This is a genomic window from Massilia luteola (assembly GCF_034420155.1).
Classification (GTDB): Bacteria; Pseudomonadota; Gammaproteobacteria; order Burkholderiales; family Burkholderiaceae_D; genus Telluria; species Telluria luteola.
Map to the genome: position 1 here is coordinate 336,602 of NZ_JAXOFN010000002.1, position 23,777 is coordinate 360,378.

The 23,777-nt window shown below is 68.7% G+C and carries 19 protein-coding genes; 10 read left to right on the forward strand and 9 right to left on the reverse strand.

Annotation, left to right across the window (positions count from 1 at the left end; genetic code table 11):
• Nucleotides 1-85 precede the first annotated feature (85 nt).
• The 7 genes from U9J41_RS04535 to U9J41_RS04565 all read right to left on the reverse strand — a co-directional run bounded on the left by U9J41_RS04535 (nucleotide 86) and on the right by U9J41_RS04565 (nucleotide 9,186).
• Nucleotides 86-718 carry a PEP-CTERM sorting domain-containing protein gene (locus U9J41_RS04535; RefSeq protein WP_322400499.1) on the reverse strand — a complete coding sequence of 211 codons (633 nt, stop codon included), beginning with the start codon at nucleotides 716-718 and terminating at the stop codon, nucleotides 86-88.
• A 228-nt stretch (nucleotides 719-946) separates the two neighbouring features.
• A complete protein-coding gene (locus U9J41_RS04540) occupies nucleotides 947-2,062 on the reverse strand; it encodes an ABC transporter ATP-binding protein (RefSeq protein ID WP_322400500.1) in 1,116 nt (371 codons plus the stop codon).
• 15 nt (nucleotides 2,063-2,077) lie between these two features.
• Complete coding sequence (locus U9J41_RS04545; RefSeq protein WP_322400501.1) at nucleotides 2,078-2,902, reverse strand: carbohydrate ABC transporter permease; 825 nt, start codon at nucleotides 2,900-2,902, stop codon at nucleotides 2,078-2,080.
• Nucleotides 2,899-3,804, reverse strand: a complete 906-nt coding sequence (locus U9J41_RS04550) for a carbohydrate ABC transporter permease (RefSeq protein ID WP_322400502.1) — start codon at nucleotides 3,802-3,804, stop codon at nucleotides 2,899-2,901. Before U9J41_RS04550 ends, U9J41_RS04545 begins: the two co-directional genes overlap by 4 nt.
• Nucleotides 3,805-3,811: 7 nt before the next feature.
• Nucleotides 3,812-5,119: an extracellular solute-binding protein gene (locus tag U9J41_RS04555; protein ID WP_322400503.1), complete on the reverse strand. Its 1,308-nt coding sequence runs from the start codon at nucleotides 5,117-5,119 to the stop codon at nucleotides 3,812-3,814.
• Nucleotides 5,120-5,250: 131 nt separating this feature from the next.
• Complete coding sequence (locus tag U9J41_RS04560; protein WP_322400504.1) at nucleotides 5,251-7,272, reverse strand: glycoside hydrolase family 2 TIM barrel-domain containing protein; 2,022 nt, start codon at nucleotides 7,270-7,272, stop codon at nucleotides 5,251-5,253.
• A gap of 105 nt (nucleotides 7,273-7,377) precedes the next feature.
• Complete coding sequence (locus U9J41_RS04565; protein ID WP_322400505.1) at nucleotides 7,378-9,186, reverse strand: family 43 glycosylhydrolase; 1,809 nt, start codon at nucleotides 9,184-9,186, stop codon at nucleotides 7,378-7,380.
• Between the two features lie 158 nt (nucleotides 9,187-9,344).
• On the opposite strand from U9J41_RS04565, the gene U9J41_RS04570 reads away from it, so the two are divergent.
• Genes U9J41_RS04570 through merP form a run of 4 tightly spaced genes read left to right on the forward strand, consistent with a single transcriptional unit; the run spans nucleotide 9,345 to nucleotide 11,706 of the window.
• Nucleotides 9,345-9,881, forward strand: coding sequence for a TlpA family protein disulfide reductase (locus U9J41_RS04570; RefSeq protein WP_322400506.1), 537 nt, complete (start codon nucleotides 9,345-9,347; stop codon nucleotides 9,879-9,881).
• Between the two features lie 19 nt (nucleotides 9,882-9,900).
• Nucleotides 9,901-11,016 carry a transglutaminase-like domain-containing protein gene (locus U9J41_RS04575; protein ID WP_322400507.1) on the forward strand — a complete coding sequence of 372 codons (1,116 nt, stop codon included), beginning with the start codon at nucleotides 9,901-9,903 and terminating at the stop codon, nucleotides 11,014-11,016.
• Nucleotides 11,017-11,023: 7 nt separating this feature from the next.
• Complete coding sequence (locus U9J41_RS04580) at nucleotides 11,024-11,407, forward strand: mercuric transporter MerT family protein (protein ID WP_322400508.1); 384 nt, start codon at nucleotides 11,024-11,026, stop codon at nucleotides 11,405-11,407.
• Between the two features lie 11 nt (nucleotides 11,408-11,418).
• Nucleotides 11,419-11,706: a mercury resistance system periplasmic binding protein MerP gene (merP, locus tag U9J41_RS04585; protein WP_322400509.1), complete on the forward strand. Its 288-nt coding sequence runs from the start codon at nucleotides 11,419-11,421 to the stop codon at nucleotides 11,704-11,706.
• On the opposite strand, the gene U9J41_RS04590 is transcribed toward merP, so the two are convergent.
• Nucleotides 11,690-12,958, reverse strand: coding sequence for an MFS transporter (locus tag U9J41_RS04590; RefSeq protein WP_322400510.1), 1,269 nt, complete (start codon nucleotides 12,956-12,958; stop codon nucleotides 11,690-11,692). The two genes, merP and U9J41_RS04590, sit on opposite strands and share 17 nt — an antisense overlap.
• 86 nt (nucleotides 12,959-13,044) lie before the next feature.
• On the reverse strand, nucleotides 13,045-14,190 hold the full coding sequence (locus U9J41_RS04595) for a serine hydrolase domain-containing protein (RefSeq protein ID WP_322400511.1): 1,146 nt from the start codon (nucleotides 14,188-14,190) through the stop codon (nucleotides 13,045-13,047).
• A 431-nt stretch (nucleotides 14,191-14,621) separates the two neighbouring features.
• On the opposite strand from U9J41_RS04595, the gene U9J41_RS04600 reads away from it, so the two are divergent.
• The 6 genes from U9J41_RS04600 to U9J41_RS04625 all read left to right on the forward strand — a co-directional run bounded on the left by U9J41_RS04600 (nucleotide 14,622) and on the right by U9J41_RS04625 (nucleotide 23,773).
• Nucleotides 14,622-17,564 (forward strand): TonB-dependent receptor, encoded by a 2,943-nt coding sequence (locus U9J41_RS04600; RefSeq protein ID WP_322400512.1) that lies wholly within the window; start codon nucleotides 14,622-14,624, stop codon nucleotides 17,562-17,564.
• Between the two features lie 233 nt (nucleotides 17,565-17,797).
• Nucleotides 17,798-19,342: a tryptophan halogenase family protein gene (locus U9J41_RS04605; protein WP_322400513.1), complete on the forward strand. Its 1,545-nt coding sequence runs from the start codon at nucleotides 17,798-17,800 to the stop codon at nucleotides 19,340-19,342.
• Nucleotides 19,343-19,387: 45 nt separating this feature from the next.
• Nucleotides 19,388-20,101 carry a SapC family protein gene (locus U9J41_RS04610; protein WP_322400514.1) on the forward strand — a complete coding sequence of 238 codons (714 nt, stop codon included), beginning with the start codon at nucleotides 19,388-19,390 and terminating at the stop codon, nucleotides 20,099-20,101.
• On the forward strand, nucleotides 20,085-21,095 hold the full coding sequence (locus tag U9J41_RS04615; RefSeq protein WP_322400515.1) for a cupin-like domain-containing protein: 1,011 nt from the start codon (nucleotides 20,085-20,087) through the stop codon (nucleotides 21,093-21,095). Before U9J41_RS04610 ends, U9J41_RS04615 begins: the two co-directional genes overlap by 17 nt.
• 18 nt (nucleotides 21,096-21,113) lie before the next feature.
• The gene (locus U9J41_RS04620) at nucleotides 21,114-22,625 is read left to right on the forward strand and encodes a tryptophan halogenase family protein (RefSeq protein ID WP_322400516.1); all 1,512 of its coding nucleotides are present in this window, start codon (nucleotides 21,114-21,116) and stop codon (nucleotides 22,623-22,625) included.
• Nucleotides 22,622-23,773, forward strand: coding sequence for an acyltransferase family protein (locus U9J41_RS04625; RefSeq protein ID WP_322400517.1), 1,152 nt, complete (start codon nucleotides 22,622-22,624; stop codon nucleotides 23,771-23,773). The genes U9J41_RS04620 and U9J41_RS04625 overlap by 4 nt, the downstream gene beginning before the upstream one ends.
• The last annotated feature ends 4 nt before the right edge of the window (nucleotides 23,774-23,777 follow it).

Sequence of the window (23,777 nt, forward strand, 5' to 3'; positions counted from 1 at the left end):
CGCGGCCGCCCGCTCGACGCATCGCACCCGTCCTGGTCCGTCCGCTTCGATTCGCGCTCCGGCCCCGTTCGGGCAAGGTAGGCGCTTAAGCTTTCTTGCGGCGCGCCATGACGAGACCCGCCAGACCCAGGCCGAGCAGGGCGACCGAGGCCGGTTCCGGGACATTGCTGCGCGGTGCGTTGACGACGATGTTGTCGTACAGCGCGCGAACGTACGGGTCGCCGGATGACGTCAACGTGACCGACGCCAGATGATTGAAGCCCGCGTCCAGGTTCAATGTTGTCCAGGACGTGAGGTCGCGCAGATCGGTGAACGTTTGCGAGACCTGGGTGGCGTCTGCGTGGATGCCGGTCACCGTGATCGTCGCGGTTCTGCTCATGGAGTCACCGATCATGCTGGTCAGGTAAGCGTTATCGAATTCGAAAGACTGCAGCGAGAACGTGCTGTTGTCGGCGCTCCGCAGATTGATGCCGGTCGTGCTGAAGCTGTTCGACCACGTCCCCAGGTATATGGTGCCATTTTTGGTGAAATTGACGCCGTCAAAATTGCTCATCGACCCGATGCTGTTGCCACTTTGCTTTGGCGTAACAATGAAACCGTTCGACGTAATGCTTGGCACGAAGTAGCTATCGTTTGGAGCATTGTTGAAATCAATAACAGTAGCGTGAGCCTGTACACCGGCGGCAGCCAACAAAGTTGCGATAAAGAATTTTTTCATGGCCGAATCCCTGGAATAGTTATGTAGTGGGATTTATAGCAAGTCTCATGCCATTGGGAAATTCTTTTTACGCATCAGCAACTTAAGTATCTGTCAGCGCGCGTAAATGCCCGGAGTGTAAAATTTTCCGACACGCAAAGGGCTGTTCGGGATGCGCACCTGCGCCGCGCCGGATCCAGTTGGACATGAGAGATCGGCTCGCGCGCAAGCGGCAAGACCGCGGCCGTCCTAGGACGCGGCCACCTGCTCGCGCAGCGCCGGCAGCGCCGCGCCCTGCTCGTCGAACAGCCAGGCCCGCGCCGGATCGAAGCGCAGGCGCACCGGCGTGCCCGGCGCCGGCAGCGGGACGTCCGGCGGGCATTTGGCACACACCATGCCGTCCACGCCGTCGACCTGCACGTATACGAGCGTCACGTCGCCCAGGTATTCGGCGAGCGCGAGGCGGCCCGGGATGCCGGTGTCGCCCGCGACGTTCAGGCGCAGGTGCTCGGGCCGCACGCCCAGGGTCAAGGCGGCGCCGGCAGCGGCCTGGCTCGCATCCGCCGCCACCTGCGCCATGCCGCCGCCGGGCACGCGCACGGTCGCGAGGCCGCCGGTGTGGCCGGCCAGCGTCGCGGGAAACGCATTCATGCGGGGCGAGCCGAGGAAGCCCGCGACGAACAGGTTCGCCGGCCGCTCGTACAGTTGCAGCGGCGTGCCGGCCTGCTCGATGCGGCCGCCGTTGAACACGACGATCTTCTGGCCGAGGGTCATCGCCTCGACCTGGTCGTGGGTCACGTAGATCATCGTGGCCCGCAGGTCCTTGTGCAGGCGCGCCAGTTCCACGCGGGTCTGGGCGCGCAGCGCGGCGTCCAGGTTCGACAGCGGTTCGTCGAACAGGAAGACTTCCGGCTTGCGCACGATCGCGCGGCCGATCGCCACGCGCTGGCGCTGGCCTCCGGACAGGGCCTTCGGCTTGCGCTCCAGCAGGTGCGCGATCTGCAGGATGTCCGCCGCATGGCGCACGCGCGCGCCGATCTCCGCCTTCGGCACCCTGGCCAGCCTGAGTGCGAACCCCATGTTCTCCGCCACCGTCATGTGCGGGTACAGCGCATAGCTCTGGAACACCATCGCGATGCCGCGCCGCGCGGGTTCGATCGTGTTGCTGACGACGCCCCCGAGCTCCAGCGTGCCGTCCGTGATGTCTTCCAGGCCCGCGATCATGCGCAGCAAGGTCGACTTGCCGCAGCCGGACGGGCCGACGAAGACGACGAACTGGCCGTCCTCGATGTCCAGGTCGACGCCCTTGATGACGGGGTTGTCGCCATACGTCTTGCGGATGCCGCGCAGCTTCACCGATGCCATACCATCTCCAACTCCTTATCCTTTCAATCCGCTCGCCGCGAGGAAGCCCTGCGTCACGCGGCGCTGGAACAACACGTACGCGAGGGCGACAGGCAAGGCGCCCAGCAGCGCGGCCGCCATCAGCTGGGCATAGCGTACACCGAACGCGTCGTACGTCTGCGTGAGCCCGAGCGGGATCGTCATCATATCGTTCGACGTGACGATGATGAACGGCCAGAGAAAATTATTCCAGGCCGCGATGAACGTCACGATCGCCATCGCCCACACGATGTTGCCCGAGAGCGGCAGGTAGACGCTCCACAGCACGCGCAGCGGCCCCGCGCCGTCCATCACGGCGGCCTCGCGGAAGTCGGCCGGAATCGCGTCGAAGAACTGCTTGAACACATAGATCACCACCGGCGACACCACCTGCGGCAGCACGATGCCCGCATACGAATTGATGAGCCCCAGTTGGTGCATCGTGCGGAACAGCGGCACGAGCAGCGCCTCGAACGGCAGCAGGAAGCCGAGCATCGCGATGCCGAACACGATGCCGCGGCCGCGGAAGCGCAGCTGCGAGAACGCGTACGCGGACGTCAGGCTGATCGCCATCGTCACGACGGTCACCAGCAGCGCGACGATGAAGCTGTTGGCCAGCCAGCGCACGACGTTGCCGGCGCCCAGCGTGCGGCGGTAGGCGTCCAGCGTCCAGTCCTGCGGTAGCCAGTGGAACTGGCTCGCCACCGTTTCCAGCTCCGGCCGCAGCGACGTGGAGAGTGCCCACAGCAGGGGGAACGCCCACAGCGCGGCGAGCACGATGGCGCAGGCGGCACCGGCGATGGACCAGATCGATGCCTTCATGCGTCCCTCCCCGCCAGCCACCTGCCGATCCACGCCTGCAGCAGCGACAGCAGGATCACGATCGCGACGAACGCCATCGCCACCGCCGCCGCGTAGCCGGCGTCGCTCTGCGTGAACGCCGTCTCGTACATATAGTGCAGCGCCACGCGCGTGGTGTTGAACGGGCCGCCGCTCGTGAGGATGTAGGTCTGCCCGAAGACTTTCAAGGACGCGATCAGTTGCAGGATCACGGCCGTCGAGACGACCGGTCGCAGCGCCGGCCACGTGATCGCGCGGAACAGCGTGAAGCCGCGCGCGCCGTCCAGCGCGGCCGCTTCGTACAGCTCGGCGGGGATGTTGCGCAGGCCGGCGAGGAACAGCAGCATGTTGAAGCCGACCGTCCACCAGATCGTGCCGATGGCGACGGCCGGCAGTGCCCAGTGCGGGTCGGCGAGCCACGCGCGCCCGCCGCCGAGGATGTGGTTGACGACGCCGGACGACGGCTGCAGCATCCAGTCCGCGATCAAGGTCATGACGGAGATCGGCAGCACGAACGGCAGGAAGAACGTGCCCTGGAGCCAGCCCTGCGCGCCCGTGAAGCGGTCGACGAGCATGGCCATCAGGAGGCCGAGGGCGCACAGCGGGGGCACCGTCAGCAGCGCAAAATAAAACGTGTTGCCGACCGAATCCCAGAACGACGGGTCGTTCAGCAGGGTGTGATAGTTGTCCAGGCCGATGAAGGCGCTGGTGCGCGTCAGGCTGCTCTCCGTGAGGCTGAGCCAGAGCGTTTCCAGCGCGGGCAGGAAGAAGAACAGGCCGAAGGCGACGAGGAACGGCGCCAGCAGCAGCCAGGCGGGCACCGTGTCGCGCCGGGCCGTCGTGGGGCCGGCGCTGCGTGTCGGTGTGATGTCGGCGCGTCGCATGCGGGCCTCAATAGCGCGGCGGGCGCTTGCGCACGAGGCGCGCCGCTTCCGTCTCGAACCGGTGCACGGCCTGCGCCGGCGTCAGGTAGCCGTACAACGCGGCCGGCAGGAATTTCGACGCGATGGCTTCCAGCGGCCCCGCGGCCCCCATGTACCAGCCGTCCGGATCGTACACGACGTCGCGCGCGGCTTGCGCGTACAGCGCGTTCGGCATCAGGCTACGGGCCGCCTGCGACGCCGCCACCGGCTTGTACGCGGGGATGTGGCCGCCCTCGGCCCAGCCCAGCGAATGCTTGCTGACGTAGGCGACGAAGCGCAGCACCGCCCGCACCTTCGCGGGCGACGGCTCGTGGCCCGGGTTGGCGGGCAGCGCGAACCCGTGCGAATCGGCCCACGTGGACGCGTTCGCGTACATCCGCGGCAGCGGCACGATGCCGTAGTCGAAGCCGAGCGTGCCGGCCTGCGCGGCGCGCACCAGTTCCGGCACTTCCCACACGCCGTTCAGCATGAACGCGGCGTTGCCGCCCATGAACTGGCTCGTCGACGCGGGATAATCGAGGCCGGCCTGCGCATAGCCGTGCGTGAACCAGGCGCTGATGCGCGCCAGCGTGGCGGCGCCCGCCGGGCCGTACGTGAAGCGGCCGTCCTTGATGATCGTGACGTTCTGCTGCGCCAGCATCGCCAGCCACAGGCGCCAGATGGCGTAGGAACTCTGGCTGCTTTCCATCGTGAGGCCGCGCCGGCCGGTGCGCTCGGTGGCGGCGCGGAACGCATCGGTGAGCGCATCGACGCCGACGATGGGTTTCAGGTTGCCGCTCGCATCCAGCAGGCCCGCCTTGCCGGCGAGCGTCTTGTTGTAGTACAGGACGAGCGGGTGCACGTCCAGCGGCACGGCGTACGTGCGCCCGTCGTACTGCGCCTTGGCCCACTGGCGCGGCAGGTAGTCCGGCCCGCGCAGGCCCGCGGCGGCCAGTTCGGCGGGAGAAATCGGGCGCAGCACGCCGCCGCCGGCCAGGTTGACGATGCGCGACAGGTGGATCGTCGCGACGTCGGGCCCGGCGCCCACGACGGAGGCCGTGATCAGCTTCGTATAAAAGGGCTCGCCCCATCGCAGGGTCGTGCTGACCACGCGCACGTCGTGCTGGCTGGCGTTGAAGTCGTCGACCAGCGAGCGCATGCGCGCGCCGTCGCCGCCCGAGAGCAGCGTCCACATCCTGACTTCGACCTGCGCCCGCGCGGGGGCGCACACGCCCGCCAGCACGAGGAACAGGGTCGCAACCAGCGCGGCGGCGCGCGGGAATCCGCGTCGCGCCACGTCGTCTCCTTGTTAGTGTCTGCTCCAGTAAGGTGGGCGGCCCTCCGCCCACGCGTGGCGCCAACATATCGCAAGCGTCCGCGTGGGCACGGCGTGCCCACCCTACCGGAACTTTCGAGTCGAGCGCCGGTTCAGGCCACTTTCCGCCGGGCACGCGCTCCCGGAGCGCCGCGCCCGCGTCGTTCGAAGCCCGGCGGACCCGCGGCCGGGCCGGGCTCCGTCGGCGGCAAGGTCGGGGGGACGTCGGGCTCCGCCACCTGCGGGGGCTGGCGCTCTCCCGGATAGGCTAACACTTCCGCTGTTTCTCCGACGCGCGTCCACTCGACAGGGAAATCGGGCCCGCGCCTGGCACGCCAGCGCTGGCTGTGGCCCAGCGGGTCCAGCACCCAGTCCTGCAGGTGCGCCTGCGGCCCGCGCGTGGCCTGCGCCAGCGCCTCGATGGGCGCCTTCGGTACGCGGTCCTCGGTCAGCAGGCCGTTCTTCTCGAGGAAGGTGTCGGTGAGCTGGGTGTAGCAGAAGCCGGACAGCGGCCGGCACGCGTGGACCGCGGTCATCAGCGACTGGTAGCGCGCCAGCAGCTCCTTGCCGTCCCGGGCGACCGAATAGCCCCAGCCCGCCTCCTCGCCGGGTTTCATCATCGCGATGCCACCGAATTCGGACAGGAACAGCGGCCGGCCGACGCCCGTGAAACCGTCGATGACGAGGCGGCGCCGGTCGGGCTGCACGTGCTCCAGCGTGTAGGCGACGGCCTCGCGGCTGCCGTAGCGTTCCAGCAGCACGGCCGGATCCTGCTCGTAGTCGTGCACGCAGACGAGGTCCCCGCACGGCATCTCCCAGCCGTCGTTGCCGACGACGGGCCGGGTGCCGTCCAGCGCCCGCGTCATGTGGTACAGGGCGCGCACGAAGTCGACCTGGCGGCGGTCGTTCATCAGTTCCGGCACGCCCCACGATTCGTTGGTCGGCACCCACGCCACGATGCAGGGATGCGAGACGTCGCGCTCGACCAGTTCCTTCCACTCTTCCATCACGCCGTGGATCGTGGCGCTGGAAAAGCCGTACGCGGACGGCATCTCGCCCCACACGCACAGCCCGAGCACGTCGCACCAGTACAGCCAGCGCGGGTCCTCCGACTTCTGGTGCTTGCGCACGCCGTTGAAGCCGAGGCGCTTGATGAGCAGCACGTCGTGGCGCAGCTGGTCGCTGGACGCCACCATCAGGCTGTCCGGCCAGTAGCCCTGGTCGAGCACCATGCGCAGGAAGTACGGGCGGCTGTTCAGCACGAACCGGTCGCCCTCGACGCTCACCGTGCGCAGCGCCGTGTAGCTCTGCACGCTGTCGATCGGGGTGCCGTCGGCCGCGCGGATCTCGACCTCGGCATCGATCAGCTGCGGGCTTTCCGGGCTCCACATCCACAGGCCGCGCGCATCGTCGATGCCGGGATCGGGCAGCTGGAAGATGCGCGACAGGCGCGGCCCGGTCAGCAGGCAGCGGTCATTCACGAGCAGGCGCCCGCCCAGTTTCAGGGTGACGTTGGCCATGCCGCCTTCCGGCACGTGGGCGATGTCGGCGTCGAGGCGGATCTGCCACCGGGCCACGTCGGCCGTCCAGCGCAGCTGCGCCACGTGGGCGCGCGGCACCTTTTCGATCCAGACGGTGCGCCAGATGCCGCTCGTGCGCGGATACCAGATCTTGTGCGGCTCGGCCTCCCAGTCCATCTTGCCGCGCGCCTTGTGCATGTCCTTCGGGTCGTCCTCGGCCTGCACCGCGATCTCGAGGATCGAGCCGTCGAGGTGGCGCGTGACGTCGATGGAAAACGGGCTGTGGCCGCCCCGGTGCTCGACGGCGAAGCGGCCGTTGATCCAGACGCGGGCGCGGTGGTTGACGGCGCCGAAGTGCAGCATCAGCCGTTCCTCGGGCCCCGGCACGAGGCCGGGATCGAGCGAGATCTGGCGCTTGTACCAGACGCGCCGCCGGAAGCCGCGGTCGTGCACGCCGCTGGCGCGGGCCTCGGGCGGATAGGGGACGACGATCGTGCGGTCGAACGGCACCTCGGCCGGATCGACGTAGACGGCGGCGTCGTCGAGCATGGCCTGCCACGGGCCGTCGAGGCTGCGCCAGGCGGCGCGCCGCAATTGTGGGCGGGGATATTCCACGTTCGCGCTCCTTGTTCTCGCTTCTTACGACTTACTCTATGAGCCGCCTCCCGTGCTGGCAAGGGCTTTCACGCACCGTTACAAAGCGCTTACAAAGGCGTCGCGTCAGCGAGACAGGCGCGCCACCGACACCCTGCCGATCACGGCGCGATGCCCGGCGCCGCCCATCGCCACGAGGCCCAGCCGCGCCTCCCGGCCGAGGCGGTGCGTCCAGGTGCCGCCGCCGACCCAGGCGTTGCCGTCCCGGCTCGAATACGCGGTATAACGTTCTTCCCCCCCGACCCGGTGGACATCGAGCCGCAGCCACGTCGTGGCGCCCGGCGTGCCGGCGACCGTGTTGCCGTAGCGCGGATAATGCGCCGGCACCGGTGCCATCTCCTTCGCGAACTCGACCTGGTGCAGGCCGCCGTGCGCCATCTCGACCAGCTTGACGTAGTTGTCGTCGTCGCGCATCACGACGAAGCCGGCCTGCACGGCCGTGGCGCAGCAGGCGTCCGGCACGTCCAGCCGCACGACCGCCTCGACGCGGTAGTCGCCGTCCGGCAGCGGCGTCCGGAGCACGCTGGCCGTGTTCGTGTCCACGTGCAGGTCGGTGGCGGCCGTCGCCAGCGTCAGGCCGTCGCGGCCGAGCGACCACGCGGCGTCGGCCGGCGGCCGCAGCCAGGTCCAGCGCTCATCCAGCCTTGCGGCGCCGAACGTGTCCGTCCACAGCGGCCGCGCGGATTCGGCCGGCGCGGCCTGGCGGGCGGGCGCGCGCGGACGCGCACCGGCCGTCGCCGCCGGCGCCGGACGCGCCGCGTCGCTCGGCGCGCCGGCCGCGACGGGCCAGCCGTCCACCCAGTCGATGCGGTCGAGCAGCGCGAGGCGGCGCGTCAGCTTGTCGCGCGCGCTGAAGAACGGCTCCCGGACGTCGATGCCGTGGTAGATCGTCCACCACTGCCCGGCCGCGTCGGGAAAGACGGTATTGTGGCCGACGCCGACCCAGCGGTTGCCGTTCTGGAACAGCACCGGCGTGCCGCCCGCGCGCCCGGCAGCCATGTCCTGGCCCAAGCGGTCGAGGAACGGCCCGGCCGGCGTGCGCGCCCGTCCCGCGTACACGGCGTAACCCGTCAGCGGGCCGTTGCAGCAATCCGTGGTGGAGGCGAACAGATACCACCAGCCGCCGTGCCGGACGACTTCCGCGCCCTCGTAGCGCCCGGCGGCGCCCACCTTGCGCGGCGCGCCCTCGGCGGACAGCCCGTCGCCGCGCAGCGGCTGCACGAACACGCCGCCACCGTAGCTGCCGTAATAAATCCATTTGCGGGCGCCGTCGTCGACGACCTTCGGATCGAACGTCCAGTGGAAATCGCAGCCGGGCCCCGCGCGCCGCGGCCCGACCACCGGCGCGGCCGCCGGCACCCACGGACCGGCCGGGCTGTCCGCGACGGCCACGCCGATGGCGCTGTCCCTGGCGCAGCCGGCCTCCGGACTGTGCGCGTCCGCCACGTCCGTCACCGTGAAGTACAGGTAGTAGCGGCCGCCCATGTATTCCGGTTCCGGCGCCCACAGGCCGGACGTGGGCGCGGCCAGTCCGGCCGGGCGGTCGGCGAACGCGTCGCCGACATAATTCCAGTTGACGAGGTCCGTCGACCGGTAGATCGCGATCATGTGGAAATGCCACGGGCCGGATTCGCCCGGCAGCGGGCGCTCCGTTTTGCTGACGGGGTCGCTCGTGCAATACAGGTACCAGGTCGGGCTCCTGGCGCGCGCATCGCGCAGCACGGCCGGGTCGGCGCAGTTCTGGGCCGGCGCGCCGTTCGCCAGGTGCACGGGCAACGGATTGCGATAGGCGGCGGCCGGCGCGGCGTGCGCCGGTACCGCCGGTCCGAGCGCCAGTGCCAGCCCCAGCGCCGCGAGATTCCGTTGCAATCCCATCACATCCTCCGTGAAGTCCGCCGCCGAGCTTACCCCAGCCGGGCCGGGCGGGCTGCACGCTTGCCGACCGGTGGCGCCGATCGGCGCCGGGCGGCGAAACGCCCGCTCTGGTATGATGACGGCTGTTTTCGCTTCGAGATCCGCACCCGACGATGCACATGAGGATGTCCCCCCGCGCGGCCGCGCTCCTGGCCGGCGCATTGCTGAGCGCGGGCGCGGCGGCGAAGGATGCGCTGCTGCGTCCCTGGCCCGCGGGCCAGCCGACGCCGGCCCTGCGGCTGACCACCCTCGACGGCCGGCCGTGGGACGTGGCAGGCCTGCGCGGCAAGGTCGTCGTCGTGAATTTCTGGGCCACCTGGTGCGGCCCATGCGTGGAAGAATTGCCCGTGCTGGGCGCGCTGGCGGGGCGCGACGGCGTCGCGGTGGTCGGCGTGAATTACAAGGAACCACTCGATTCGATCGAACGGTTCACCGCGGCCCATCCGCTGGCCTACCCCGTGCTGCGCGACCGCACGGGCGATGCGTTCAAGCGCTGGTCGCCGGGCGTGATGCCGGCGACGATCGTCATCGACCGCACCGGGCGCGCGCGCTGGCGCACGGTGGGCGAGATACCGCCGGACGACACCCGGCTGCGCGGGGCCATCGACGCGCTTCTGGACGCGCCGCAAACGAATCAAAAACACAACCAGAACTAGAGAACAAGGGAAAAACGCCATGCAAGACACGAACCTGAAAACCACCCGCCGCACGCTGCTGAAGGCGGCCGGCGGCATCGCCCTCGCCAGCGCCCTGCCGCGCACCCTGCTGGCGGCCGAGCAGGAACGCCATTTCGATCCGCGTCCGGGCGACTGGAAGAGCTACGAGGTGGTGACGAAGGTCGCCCTGCAGCGCGCCGCCGGTCCGTCGACCGTGTGGATTCCGCTGCCGTCGATCGACACGGAATGGCAGCGCAGCCTGTCGAACAACTGGTCCGGCAATGCGACCAAGGCGCGCGTCGAGACCGATCCGCACTACGGCGCCCGCTTCCTCGTCGCCGAATTCGACGGCTCCGCGCCGCCGGCGCTGGAAGTCGTGTCGCGCGTCCAGACCCGCGACCGTGCCGAAGACTGGAAGACCCGCACCCCGGGCACGGAAGATGCCGCCGACCTGCACCTGTGGCTGCAGCCGACCGACCTGCTGCCGCTCGACGGCATCGTGAAGAAGACGTCGCTGACGATCACCAAGGGCGCGCGCACGGACGAGGAAAAAGTCCAGCGCATCTACGACTGGATCGTGCTGAACACGTTCCGCGAGCCGAAGGTCAAGGGCTGCGGCACGGGCGACATCAAGACGATGCTGGAGACGGGTAACTTCGGCGGCAAGTGCGCGGACCTGAACGGCCTGTTCGTGGGCCTGTGCCGCGCCTCCGGCGTGCCGGCGCGCGACGTCTACGGCATCCGCATCGCGCCCAGCGCCTTCGGCTACCGTGAGCTGGGCGGCAAGCCGCAATCGCTGCAGGGCGCGCAGCACTGCCGCTCCGAGGTCTACCTGAAGCAGCACGGCTGGGTCGCGATGGACCCGGCGGACGTCGCCAAGGTCATGCGCCAGGAAACGCCGAACTGGATCAAGGACCCGGACAATCCCGTCGTCGCCCCCGTCAAGCGCGCGCTGTTCGGCGGCTGGGAAGGCAACTGGATGGGCTATAACTTCGCCCACGACGTGCGCCTGCCCGGTTCCACCGTGGGCAAGGTCAGCTTCCTGATGTACCCGCAGGCGCAGAGCCGCGGCGAGGCCTACGACCCGCTCGATCCGGACGCGTTCAAGTACACGATCACGGCCCGCGCGATCTGATCCGGCCATGCCCACGTTCGCCCGTCCATCCGCCGCAGGCACGGCCACGACCGAGCGCAAGGCCGGGCGGCTGATCGCCGTCGCCGTGCTGGCATCGCTGCTCGCGTCCACGTGCTGCGTGCTGCCGCTGGCGCTGGTGCTGGTCGGCGTGACGGGCGCGTGGATGGCCAACCTGCAGGCGCTGAAACCCGTGACGCCCTACGCCATCGCGCTCACCGCCGGCGCGCTGGCCTGGGCCGGCTGGCTTGTGTTCCGGCCGGCCCGCGCCTGCGACATGGCGGACGGCGACTGCGCCACGACACGTCCGCTGATGCGCCGCGTGTTCATCGCCTGCGCGCTGTTCGTCGCGCTGTTGCTGGGCTTTCCACTGATCGCCCCGCTGTTTTATTGAGGATAGCTATCATGACCATTTCCCGCCCCCTCACCCTCCTCGCGCTGGCCGCCGTCGCGCCGCTGGCGTCGGCCAAGCAGCAGACCGTGCAGCTGACCGTCCCGACGATGGACTGCGCCACCTGCCCCATCACCATCAAGGCGGCCCTGTCGAAAGTGCCGGGCGTGTCGAAGGTGAAGGTCAGCTACGACAGGCGCGAAGCCGTCATCGTCTACGACGACGCCAGGGCCACCGTCGCCGACCTGAAAAAGGCGACGGAGGACGTGGGCTATCCGGCGATGCTCAAGACGTCGAAGTGATCCCCCGGGGCTCGCCGAGGAACACGAGCAGCACCGCCCCGATCAGGGCCATTCCCACGGCGCACGCGGCCTGCCAGCCGCCGTGCGCGAAGCTCCACGCCCCCAGCGCCGACCCGGTCGCGCCGCCCAGGAAGAACGTCGCCATGTACAGGCCGTTGACGCGGCCCCGCACCTCGGCGCCCAGCGCATAGATGGCGCGCTGGCCCAGCACGAGATTGCCCGACACGGCGAAGTCCAGCGCGATGGCGGCCGCCACGAGCAGCCCCAGACCCAGCTTGCCGCCGCCGGCGGCGCCCAAGGTCGGCACGAAGGACAGCAGCCCGAGGATCATGCAGAACGCCGTTGCCGGCCGGGTCCAGCCGCGGTCCGCCACGCGACCGCCGACGGGCGCGGCGACCGTGCCCGCGACGCCCGCCAGCGCGAACCAGGCGATGTCGCGCTGGTTCATGCCGTAGGCGGGACTGGCCAGCAGCAGGGGCGTCACGGTCCAGAACACGCTGAACGCGCCGAACATGCCGGCCTGGTAGACGGCGCGCCGGCGCAGCACGGGCAGGTCGCGCATGAGCCCTTGCATCGATGCCAGCAATGCGAGATAGCCCAGCGTCGCATGCGGCCGGCGCGTGGGCAGCAGCACCCGCAGCACGATCCCGAGCACGACCATCAGCACGGCCGACAGCCCGTACACGACCTGCCACGACCACGCGTGCGTGATGAAACTGGCGACGGGACGGGCCAGCATGATCCCGAACATCAGCCCACTGACGACATTGCCGACGACGCGGCCGCGCACGTGTTCGGGCGCCATGTGCGACGCGTACGGCACCAGCACCTGCACGGCCACGGCGGCAAAGCCGATCAGCAGCGAGCAGGCGAGGAACGCGGGCGCCGGATGGCCGAGCATCGGCACCAGCGGCGCCGCCACGAGCGCCACCACGAGCACGCCGACGAGGGCCAGCACGAGGCGGCGGTTTTCCACCAGGTCGCCCAGCGGCACGACGAGCAGCAGGCCGGCGCAGTAGCCGAGCTGCGTGAGCGTGACGAGCAGGCCCGCGGCGCCGGCCGGCAGGCCGACCGCTTCCCGGATCGGGCCGACGAGCGGCTGGACGTAATACAGGTTCGCGACGATCAGGCCGCAGGCGGCGGCGATCAGGAACATCAGCCACGCGGGCATCGCGGCCGGCACGTCGACCGGCGGGGCGGCGTCATGCCGCGGATGGTCGATGACCTCGGTGGGCAAAGGCGGTGGGGTCAATCCAGGGCTCCGGACAAAACGGCAAGTGTAGCGCGCGGCGGCGATCCTTGCCGGACGGTGCGCCCGGCGGCCCGGCGCGGCCCGCGTCAGGGCGCGTCCATCCAGTCATATTCCCAGCTCCACGGCATGTCGTCGGGCCCGAGCGCCTGCCGGCCCAGTTCCGGATACAGGCGTTCCGCGCGCACGTCGTTCGACAGCAGCACGACGCAGCGCTGGCCCGTCTCCAGGCACAGCACGAAGTCGGCCGTCGTGTCGTCGTGGCCGCCCTTGAACCAGCCGGGGCCCGACCGGTCCTCGAACGTGACGACGCCCAGGCCCGCCGCCAGCTTCTGCGGCCATGCGGTGTCGCCGCCGGCGAGGGTCGGGAACTGGTGGCGCGACGCGATGGGCAGCCAGCCCGTCGCGAACGCGGCGCGGGTGTCCGGACGCAGGCCGTCGCCGCGCATGATGCCGGCCCACAGCTTCGCCTGGTCGGCGATCGTCGTATCCATCGAGCCGGCCGCGTGCACGCGGTAGCGCCGCTCGTGCGGCTGGGCGGCGCCGTCGAAGCCATAGCCGTCGGCCACGTTCTCCGCGAAGTCCGCGCGCCAGTGCATGCTCGTGTTGCGCATGCCGAAGCGGTCGAACACGCGGCGCTGCATCTCCTGCGCGACATCCAGCCCGAGGCCCCGTTCGACGATCAACTGCAGCAGCATATAGCCCTCGCCCGAATACGCATAACGGCTGCCCGGGTCGAAGTGGATGCGCAGGTGGCTGCCCGGCTCCAGCCAGCGGAAGTTGGCGAAGCCGCCGGCGTGCGCGAGCAGCATGCGCGGGGTGAGCGCCTGCCAGCGCGGATCGTCCGCGAGGTCGGAGAAATCGAAGGGCCGCTCGCGGTACGCGGGCAGCGGGAGCGGCAGCAGCTTCGTGACGGGTGCGTCGAGGTCCAGCCTGCCCTCGTCGGCCAGCTGCAGCACCATGTAGGCGAACGCCGTCTTGGTCAGTGACGCGCCGGCCATGACCGTGTCGGGCGTCAGCGGCTGGCCGAGGGCCGCGTTGCGCGTGCCGTACACCCGCACTTTCGCGACCTTGCCGTTCTCGATCGTGGCCAGCGCCAGGCCCTGCACCTGCTCGCGCCGCATGATGCGCTGGACTTCCGGATCGGACAACGATTGCAGGGGCCGCAGCGGCGGCGCGCAGCCCGCCATCGTCAATACCGTCACCCCCACCGCCCACCACGTCCCGAACCGCATGCGTCTCTCCATGACCCGCCCGGCGCCGCCCCGCGCGGCGCCACAGTCCGTCATGATGCCATGGGAGCGCTAACTTCGTCTTGCCGGACCATTCACGTACGCGCTTGCACACGCACACATCGTCGACGAGCGTCCAAGAGGCGGAACGCCGTTGCCGCGTCCGGACCGGTTTTCCTCCAAACAGGCCGTAACTTGGAAACGTTCCCATCCAGTTTCCAATATAGCACCACCGATTTTTCGATGTCAACGCAGCCGGTTTCGCAGGTGTGCTGTTTCGGCCACGCACCATGGAATATTCCGTTGACAATTGTTTTTTCTGAACATAAGATTCGACCACGATATGGAAACGTTTCCACGTCCGACGCGGTGAAGAACAAACAGAGAAAAGCAGAGGAGACCTAATGCATTACCCCAAGGCAAACCAAAAACTGATGAGCCTGGCTGTGGCCAGCGCCTGCGCCGCCATCATCCCGGCCCATGCCCAGACCGGCGCGACGGAAGACAGCCGCGGCGGCGACATCCCCACCACCGCCGTCCAGCAGGTCGTCGTGACCGGCCTGCGCCAGTCCCTGGCGTCGTCGCTGAACCTCAAGCGCCAGTCGGACGGCATCGTCGACGGCATCGTCGCCGAGGACATCGGCAAATTCCCCGACACGAACCTGGCCGAATCGCTGCAGCGCATCTCCGGCGTGTCGATCGACCGCGTCAACGGCGAAGGCCAGAAGATCACGGTGCGCGGCGTGGGCCCCGACTTCAACATGGTGCTGCTGAACGGCCGCCAGATGCCGACGTCGAACCTGGGCGACCTGAACGGCCGCTCGTTCGACTTCTCGAACCTGGCGTCGGAAGCGATCTCGCAGCTGCAGGTCTACAAGACCAGCCGCGCCGAGACCCCGACCGGCGGCATCGGCGCCACCGTCAACGTGATCACGGCGCGTCCGCTGGACAAGCTGGGCACATGGTCGAGCATCGGCATCAAGGCCGTGCACGACACGTCGAACAACAACCTGCCGGGCGACGTCAAGGCCAGCAACTCGACGACGCCGGAATTCTCGGGCATCTATTCGACGACGTCGAAGGACGGCCACTGGGGCCTGGGCGTCTCCGCCAGCTACCAGGAGCGCAACCTGGGCTTCAACCAGGCGTCCGTGTCGAGCGGCTGGAAAGGCCCGTTCCGCGGCGACGAGAACAACTGGGGCACGATTCCGCAGCCGAGCACCCCGGGTTCGGAAAACATCACGAACCGTCCCAAGCCCACCGACATCTACCAGGTGCCGCAGAACCTCAACTACAGCATGACGGGCGTGAAGCGCAAGCGCACCAACGGCCAGCTCACCTTGCAGTGGGCGCCGGTCAAGGAACTGACGACCACCCTCGACTACACCTACTCGGAAAACAAGCTGCAGACGAAGCGCAACGACGTGTCGGCCTGGTTCAATTTCGGCCCGTCCGCCTCGTCCTGGACCAACGGTCCGATCGCCGCGCCGCTCGTCTACAGTGAATTCATCCCGGCAGGGAACAGCGACATCGCGATGGGCGGCGCCGACTTCGCCACCAAGACCCAGAACAAGTCGCTCGGCTTCAACACGCAGTGGCGCGCGACCAAGGACCTCAAGCTGGAATTCGATGCGCACCATTCGACCGCCGAATCGAAGGCCGACAGCCCGTTCGGTTCGAACAACACGCTGGGCACCGCGAGCTTCTCGCGCGGCGACACGACGGCCGACTTCTCGCAGGAATTCCCGGTCCTGTCGATCAAGGGCGCCGACTTCGTGAACGCGCCGCAGCAGGTCACCGGCTCCGTCTTCCAGAACGGCTACATGAAGGGCGACATCTCGCAGGTCCAGTTCAAGGGCCGCCTGCGCATGCTGGATTCGTCGAACCTGAATTTCGGCCTCGGCGCCGTCAACGTCAAGAACCGCTCCGCGTTCTCGACCCAGCAGCGCGACACCTGGACCGGCGCGACGAAGCCGTCCGACTACCCGAGCAGCCTGTGGCACGCCGACACGATTCGCCAGTACTTCGACCAGCTGGCCGGCAGCCAGAACCCGAACCTGTTCAACACCTTCTACACCTTCAACTTCGCACAGGTGCGCGACGCGGCGGCGCAGGCGTCCGGCCTCCCCGCCCTGTACCTGCCGAAGAACACCTTCGACACCGACCAGCGGACCGAGGAAAAGTCGAAGAGCCTGTACCTGCAGTTCAATACCGACTGGGACACGGCGCTGCCGATGCACACGGCGGTCGGCCTGCGCTACGAAAAGACCGACGTCGTCTCCACGGCCCTGGTGCCGACGGCGACGTCGATCACGATGGTGTCCGCGAACGAGTTCCCCGTGCAGTTCGGCGACCCGTCGTTCACCACGCTGAACGGCAAGTACCACAACCTGCTCCCGTCGATCGACTGGGACATGGACGTCCGCGCCGACATGAAGGTGCGCGCGAGCTACGGCGAGACGATCGGCCGTCCGCGCTACGACCAGATCGCCGGCGGCCAGATCCTGAATACGCTGGCGCGCGTCGACGGCGGCACCGGTTCGCAGGGCAATCCGGCGCTGAAGCCCGTCAAGTCGAAGAACTTCGACCTGTCGTGGGAGTGGTACTACGCGAAGGACAGCTTCTTCTCGATCAACGCGTTCTATAAGGACCTGGAGAACTACGCGGGCCAGTCGAAGCTCGACGCCACGCCGTTCAACCTGCACACGCCGGTCGGCGGCGCGCTGTGGAACGAAGCGTCGGCCGCCGGCTGCGGCACGGACCCGTCCTGTATCCGCAACTACATCTTCACGCACCACCCGACGGCGGCGGGCGTGACGGTGACGGGCGTGGACAGCAGCGGCAACCCGACCGGCAACATCGTCGGCCAGCCGGGCGACCCGGTGGCGCACTTCCAGATCACGTCGTTCTCGAACCAGAAGAAGGCGAGCCTGAACGGCCTGGAATTCAACCTCCAGCACATGTTCGGCAACACCGGCTTCGGCATCTCGGCCAACTACACGTACGTCCACTCGGGCCTGCGCTACGACAACGGCAGCGTCGGCGAGCAGTTCGCGCTGGTCGGCCTGTCGAATTCCGCCAACCTGGTCGGCATCTACGAGAACGACAAGTGGAACGTGCGCGCCGCGTACAACTGGCGCGGCGAGTTCCTGTCGTCGACGTTCGACGGCGCCGGTCCGAACCCGAACTACGTGGAACCGTACGGCCAGCTCGATCTGTCGGTGGGCTACAATCTGACGCCGAAACTGAGCGTCCAGCTCGAAGCCATCAACCTGACGAACGAGACGAACCGCGTGCACGGCCGCACGACGCAGCAGGCGCTGTACGTGACCCAGTCCGGTCCGCGCTACATGGTGGGCGCGCGCTACAAGTTCTGACGCAGGATCGCACAGCAAGAGTCGTCGTCCCCGCGCAGGCGGGGACCCAATTTTGTATCCGCAGTCCGCAAAATCGGGTTCCCGCCTGCGCGAAAACGACGGGTATTACGTAATATGGGTCGCCATTTAGCGCACGTGCGACCTGCCGTAATCGGTTTCAACGAATAAAAAGTTGTTCCAAATTCAGCACTTCGGGTAGACTCATGCGGCGTACCGAAAAAATGGAAGCTGAGATGAGTAATCCCATCGAACACGTCGTAGTGGTCGGCGGCGGCTCCGCCGGCTGGCTGACGGCGGCCATCCTGGCCGTCGAACACCCGCGCCTGACCGTCACGCTCGTCGAATCGCCGGGCGTGCCGCCCATCGGCGTCGGCGAGGGCACGTGGCCGTCCATGCGCGAGACGCTGCAGCGCATCGGCGTCTCCGAGGCCGCGTTCTTCCGCGAATGCGACGCCGCGTTCAAGCAGGGCTCGCGCTTCGACCGCTGGGTCGACGGCAGCGACGCCGACGTCTATTTCCACCCCTTTTCGCTGCCCCAGGGCTATGGCGACGCCAATCTGGCGGCCGCCTGGCAGCATGGGCACCGCGACGTGCCGTTCGCCGACCTCGTGAGCTACCAGCCGCACCTGTGCCAGCAGGGCCGCGCGCCGAAACAGCCGCAGACGCCGGAATACGCGGGCGTCGCCAACTACGGCTACCACCTGGACGCAGGCAAGTTCGGCGCCTTCCTGCAAAAGCACTGCACGGAACAGCTGCGCGTGCGCCACGTGCTGGCCCACGTGGTCGACATCATTTCAACGGACGCCGGCGACGCGACGGGCGACATCCAGGCCCTGCGCACGCGCGAGGCCGGCGTCGTGGAAGGCGACCTGTTCGTCGACTGCACCGGCATGGCGTCGCTGCTGCTGGGCCGCCACTACGGCGTGCCGTTCGTGTCGCAGCGCGACGTGCTGTTCAACGACCGCGCGCTCGCCGTGCAGGTGCCCTACCCCGCGCACGATGCGCCGATCGCGTCGCAGACCACGTCCACGGCGCAGTCCTGCGGCTGGATCTGGGACATCGGCCTGCCCGCCCGGCGCGGCATCGGCTACGTGTATTCGAGCGCCCACTGCACCGACGACGCGGCCGAGCAGACCTTGCGCGCCTACCTGTCCGCCACCGGCATCGAGGGCGACATTCCCGCGCCGCGCAAGATCGCGTTCGACCCCGGCTACCGCGCGCGCTTCTGGGAGCGCAACGTCGTCGCGATCGGCCTGTCCGCCGGGTTCATCGAGCCGCTGGAAGCGTCCGCACTCGCGCTCGTGGAACTGTCCGCGGCCTGGCTGGCGGACGACCTGCCGGCCACGCGCGCCCAGATGGACACGATCGCCGCCCGCTTCAACGAGGCGTTCACGTACCGGTGGGAGCGCATCATCGACTTCCTCAAGCTGCATTACGTGCTGTCCAGGCGCACGGATTCGGCCTACTGGCTGGATCACCGCGCCGCACGCACGCAGTCGCCGCGCCTGCGCGAACTGCTCGCGCTGTGGCGCACGCGCGCACCGTCGCGGCGCGACTTTCCGCGCATCGAGGAGATCTTCCCGTCCGCCAGCTGGCAGTACATCCTGTATGGGATGGGCTTCCGGCCCGAGTTTTCCGGGCGTGCGTCGGACCTGCCGGATGCCGCCGCCCAGTATTTCCGCGAGGCCGCGCGGCTCACCGCCCGCATGCTGCCGCTGCTGCCCGCGAACCGCGCGATGCTCGACCACATCCGCGACTACGGCATGCCGGCCCCTTAGCCGGCACGCCGCCACAATAACGACAAACGAGAGACTACGAGACCGATGGCCAACCATGCACCCCTGAACAACGTCGACCACAAGAACCTGCGCATCGTCACCACCCGCGGCGCGGCCTATGGCGACGCCGTGATGTCCGCGCTGACCTTCCCCGCCGAATTCCGCGACCTGCAGGCCTGCTACCCGATCGTCTTCGCGCAGGACGGCAACGGCGGCTACGACGCCGTCGCCCTGCTCGGCTTCGAACAGGGCGAGAACCTGTTCCTGGCCCCGGACGGCTGGGACGCGCCGGCGATTCCGCTCACGGTCGAGCGCCAGCCGTTCATGATCGGCCGCGGCGGGGAGGACCTCGCCGTCCACATCGACCTGGACAGCCCGCGCGTGCGCGACGGCGGCATCGAGGGCGAGGCGCTGTTCCTCACCTACGGCGGCACCAGCGAGTACCTGGAGCGCATCAGCTCAGTGCTGCGCACGATCCACGAAGGCATGGCCGCGTCGCGCGCGTTCGTCGGCGCGCTCGTCGAACTGGAACTGCTCGAATCGTTCGTGCTCGACGTCGAACTGGACGACGGCTCGCAAAACCGCCTGGCCGGCTTCTACACGATCAACGAAGACCGCCTGGCGCAGCTGACGGCCGAGCAGCTCGCGCGCCTGCACCGCGACGGCTACCTGCAGGCCATCTACATGGCGGTGGCGTCGCTGGCCCAGTTCCGCGCCCTGATCCAACGGAAGAACCGCGCCAATGACGGCCACCGCTAACCACGTGCGCGAAGTGGCGGCGGTCGACGGCAAGCTGCCGGACGAGATGCTGCGCGCCACGCGGCCGTACGTCGTGCGCGGCCTCGCCGCCGGCTGGCCGCTCGTGCGCGCCGGGCGCGAATCGGCGGCCGGCGCCGAGGCCTACCTGCGCGGGTTTTATCGCGACGCGACCGTGAACGCGATGCTCGGCCCGCCGCAGATCGGCGGCCGCTTCTTCTACAACGACGATATCACCGGCTTCAACTTCCACAACGTGCGGGGGCGGCTCGACCAGGTGCTCGATGAGCTGGCGGCCCACCGCGCGCGTCCCGATCCCGGCGCGATCTATGTCGGCTCGACGTCGATCGACGGTGCCCTGCCCGGCCTGCGTGCGGAGAACGACGTCGATCTCGGCGGCCGCGACGCGCTGGCCAGCATCTGGATCGGCAACCGCACCGTCGTCGCCACGCACTACGACCTGCCGGACAACCTGGCCGTCGTCGCCGTCGGCGAGCGCCGTTTCACGCTGTTCCCGCCGGACCAGCTGAAAAACCTGTACGTCGGTCCGCTCGACTTCAATCCGGCCGGGCAGGCCATCAGCCTTGTCGACGTGCGCAATCCGGACCTCGAACGCTTTCCGCGCTACGCCGAAGCCATGGCACATGCGGAAGTGGCCGAGATGGGACCGGGCGACGCGCTGTTCATCCCGTCGATGTGGTGGCACCACGTGGAAGCGCTGTCCGCGTTCAACGTGCTCGTGAACTACTGGTGGCGCCAGTCGCCGGACTACATGGACACGCCGACCAATGCGCTGATGCTCGCGATCCTGACGATGCGCGAACTGCCGCCCGAACAGCGCCGCGCGTGGCAGGAGATCTTCCGCCACTACATCTTCGAGCCGGATGCCGAGCACCTCGCGCACCTGCCGGCGAATGCGCGCTATGCGTTGGCGCCGCTCGACGACGACGGCGCGCGCGTGCTGCGCGGGCAGCTGCTGCGCCGCATCAACAGGTAAATCAAGCCAGGAGGAGACATGGACAACAACAACCAGCAGGGCCGCGGCGGCCCGATCCGCCGCGTCGTGATCGCCGGCGGCGGCACCGCCGGGTGGATGGCCGCGGCGGCACTGTCGCGCACCCTCGGCAAGGTCATCGACATCAAGCTCGTCGAGTCGGACGAAATCGGCACCGTGGGCGTGGGCGAGGCGACGATCCCGAGCCTCGTGCATTTCCACCGCCTGCTCGACATCGGCGAACAGGAATTCATGGCCGCCACGCAGGCCACGTTCAAGCTGGGCATCAGCTTCGAAGGCTGGCGCGCGCGCGGCGAAGACTACATCCATTCGTTCGGCATGACGGGGACGGACCACTGGACGGCCGGCTTCCAGCACTTCTGGCTCAAGGGCCGCGAGCGCGGCCTGGCCGGCGACTACGGCGACTACTGCCTCGAGCTGGTCGCCGCGCAGGAAAAACGCTTCGGCCACCTGCCGAACCAGGGCATCAACTACGCCTACCACCTGGACGCGACGCGCTACGCCCGCTACCTGCGGCGCTTCTCCGAACACTTCGGCGCCGAGCGCATCGAGGCCAAGATCACCGGCGTCGACACCGACCCGGCCACGGGCCACATCACCGCGCTGGTGCTGGACTCGGGCACGCGCGTCGAGGGCGATTTGTTCATCGACTGCACGGGCTTTCGCGCGCTGCTGCTGGGCCAGACGATGGGCGAGGCCTACGAGGACTGGTCGCAATGGCTGTTCAACGACAGCGCGATCGCCGTGCAGACCGAATCCACCGGCCCGGCCGTCCCGCTGACGCGCTCGATGGCGCACGACTGGGGCTGGCAGTGGCGCATCCCGCTGCAGCACCGCACCGGCAACGGCATCGTGTACTCCAGCCGCTACATCGACGAAGACACGGCGCGCGCCACGCTGCTCGGCAATATCGAGGGCAAGGCGCTAACCGAGCCGCGCGTGATCCGCTTCAAGCCCGGCCAGCGCAAGCGGGTCTGGATCGGCAACTGCATCGGCCTCGGGCTCGCGGCCGGCTTCCTGGAACCGATCGAGTCGACCAGCATCCACCTGATCCAGCGCGGCATCGTGCGCCTGCTGCAGACCTTCCCGTCGCACGGCATCCAGCAATCCGACATCGACGAGTTCAACGTCCAGAGCGAGGACGACGTCCGCACGATCCGCGACTTCATCATCCTGCACTACAAGGTCACGAACCGCCACGACTCGCCGTACTGGCACGACGCCGCGACCATGGCCGTGCCGGATAGCCTGCAGCACCGCATCGACCTGTTCCGCGACGGCGGGCGCGTGTTCCGCTACGCGAACGAGCTGTTCGCCGAGAACTCGTGGGTGCAGGTGATGCTGGGCCAGGGTTTGACGCCGGAACGCTGGCATCCGAGCGCGGACCTGATGGGCGACGACGAATTGCGCGGCTTCCTGGACGGCATCCGCGGCAACGTGCGCCGCACGGCGTCGCAACTGCCACCGCACCAGCACTACGTGGAGCGCTACTGCCCGGCGGGCAAGCCGTGAGCGGAGCGGCCGGCTTCGCCGACACCAAGCGGCACTACCCGGTCCTCGACGGCCTGCGCGGCGTCGCGGCGCTGACGGTCGTCGCGTTCCACCTGTGCGAGGCGCATGCGGTCAGCCGCTTCGCCCAGGTCATCAACCACGGCTACCTGGCCGTGGACTTCTTCTTCCTGCTGTCCGGCTTCGTCATCGGCTATGCGTACGACGACCGCTGGCCGGGGATGTCGACGGGCGAATTCTTCAAGCGCCGCCTGATCCGCCTCCATCCGATGATCGTCGTCGCGATGGCCGTCGGCGCGCTCGCGTTCTACTTCCAGGGCGGACCGTTCTTCCCGATGATCGCGGACACGCCGTTGTGGCGCGTCCTGCTCGTCATGGTGATCGGCATGACCCTGCTGCCCGTGCCGCCGTCGATGGACCTGCGCGGCTGGGGCGAGATGCACCCGCTGAACGGCCCCGCGTGGTCGCTGTTCTTCGAATACGTGGCGAACGTGCTGTACGCGTTCGTGCTGCGGCGCCTGCCGAACCGGATGCTGGCGGTGCTCGCGCTGCTGGCCGGCGCGGTCCTCGCGCACTACCTGCTGGCGGGACCGAACGGCGACGTGATCGGGGGCTGGTCGCTGGAACCGGTGCAGTTCCAGCTGGGCCTCACGCGCCTGATGTATCCGTTCTGCGCGGGACTGCTCCTGTCGCGCGTCGTGCGCCCGGGCCGCGTCGCGCACGGCTTTGCCTGGAGCGCCGCGCTCCTGTTCGCGACGATGGTCCTGCCGCGCATCGGCGGCCCGGACACCCTGTGGATGAACGGCCTGTACGAAGCGCTCTGCATCATCGTCGTGTTCCCGGCGGTGGTGTGGCTCGGCGCCAGCGCCCGCGCGGGTGCGCGCACGGGCCGCGCGTGCGCCGCGCTGGGCGGGCTGTCGTACCCGCTGTACATCGTCCACTACCCGTTCGTGTACGCCTACACGGCGTGGGTCAACGAACACCATCTGTCGCTGCGGGACGGCTTGCCCGTCGCGGCGGCGACGTTCTGCGTGTGCGTGGCGCTGGCCTGGTTGCTGCTCAAGTATTACGACGAGCCGGTGCGCGCATGGCTCACACGGCGCTGGACGGCGCGCGCGCCGGCGCCCGGCGCGCGCGCCGCGAACGGCTGAACGC

Excerpts from the sequence above, each read along its gene's own strand:
- U9J41_RS04535 (WP_322400499.1), bottom strand. The coding sequence starts at position 718 with ATGAAAAAATTCTTTATCGCAACTTTGTTGGCTGCCGCCGGTGTACAG.
- U9J41_RS04540 (WP_322400500.1), bottom strand. The coding sequence starts at position 2,062 with ATGGCATCGGTGAAGCTGCGCGGCATCCGCAAGACGTATGGCGACAAC.
- U9J41_RS04545 (WP_322400501.1), bottom strand. The coding sequence starts at position 2,902 with ATGAAGGCATCGATCTGGTCCATCGCCGGTGCCGCCTGCGCCATCGTG.
- U9J41_RS04550 (WP_322400502.1), bottom strand. The coding sequence starts at position 3,804 with ATGCGACGCGCCGACATCACACCGACACGCAGCGCCGGCCCCACGACG.
- U9J41_RS04565 (WP_322400505.1), bottom strand. The coding sequence starts at position 9,186 with ATGGGATTGCAACGGAATCTCGCGGCGCTGGGGCTGGCACTGGCGCTC.
- U9J41_RS04570 (WP_322400506.1), top strand. The coding sequence starts at position 9,345 with ATGAGGATGTCCCCCCGCGCGGCCGCGCTCCTGGCCGGCGCATTGCTG.
- U9J41_RS04575 (WP_322400507.1), top strand. The coding sequence starts at position 9,901 with ATGCAAGACACGAACCTGAAAACCACCCGCCGCACGCTGCTGAAGGCG.
- U9J41_RS04580 (WP_322400508.1), top strand. The coding sequence starts at position 11,024 with ATGCCCACGTTCGCCCGTCCATCCGCCGCAGGCACGGCCACGACCGAG.
- merP (WP_322400509.1), top strand. The coding sequence starts at position 11,419 with ATGACCATTTCCCGCCCCCTCACCCTCCTCGCGCTGGCCGCCGTCGCG.
- U9J41_RS04595 (WP_322400511.1), bottom strand. The coding sequence starts at position 14,190 with ATGCGGTTCGGGACGTGGTGGGCGGTGGGGGTGACGGTATTGACGATG.
- U9J41_RS04600 (WP_322400512.1), top strand. The coding sequence starts at position 14,622 with ATGAGCCTGGCTGTGGCCAGCGCCTGCGCCGCCATCATCCCGGCCCAT.
- U9J41_RS04605 (WP_322400513.1), top strand. The coding sequence starts at position 17,798 with ATGAGTAATCCCATCGAACACGTCGTAGTGGTCGGCGGCGGCTCCGCC.
- U9J41_RS04610 (WP_322400514.1), top strand. The coding sequence starts at position 19,388 with ATGGCCAACCATGCACCCCTGAACAACGTCGACCACAAGAACCTGCGC.
- U9J41_RS04615 (WP_322400515.1), top strand. The coding sequence starts at position 20,085 with ATGACGGCCACCGCTAACCACGTGCGCGAAGTGGCGGCGGTCGACGGC.
- U9J41_RS04620 (WP_322400516.1), top strand. The coding sequence starts at position 21,114 with ATGGACAACAACAACCAGCAGGGCCGCGGCGGCCCGATCCGCCGCGTC.